Genomic DNA, 333 nt, shown 5'->3' with positions numbered 1-333 from the left:
CCGCTGAGCAGAGCAAACCGGTAGAGCAAGAAAATGGGGATGACGACAATGAAGAAGAGGTTGTTGAAGCGCCTGTTAATATCGGTAGCCGAGCTTTTCCGCTAGTCGAACTATTGAAAGCAGCTATCAATGATGAATGCGAAGTGATGTGGGAAGACGGCAGCGGTAAACGACTGTAGTTCGATTCGCGCAAAGCGTAACAAGCCTATTGAATCTATTTTAATAGGAATGAAAGTTGAGCCAGTATTGATCATGCCATGGAGTTTGATGGTGATGAATCGACACTGGCGCTTTTTTTAGGCGAAGTGTTTCACTTGTGTCTGTTCGTTTATA

At 44.4% G+C, this 333-nt stretch carries 1 protein-coding gene; it reads left to right on the top strand.

Features of this window, described 5'->3' with window-relative positions; translation table 11 throughout:
• Nucleotides 1-179: DUF1840 family protein (locus AB4512_RS24455; RefSeq protein ID WP_372176073.1), on the top strand; the 179-nt coding region annotated here is incomplete at its 5' end.
• Between the last annotated feature and the right edge of the window lie 154 nt (nucleotides 180-333).

The organism is Vibrio sp. 10N.222.52.B7, from assembly GCF_041474275.1.
Lineage (GTDB): Bacteria > Pseudomonadota > Gammaproteobacteria > Enterobacterales > Vibrionaceae > Vibrio > Vibrio crassostreae_C.
This window is presented reverse-complemented; position numbering and strand designations above follow the sequence as displayed.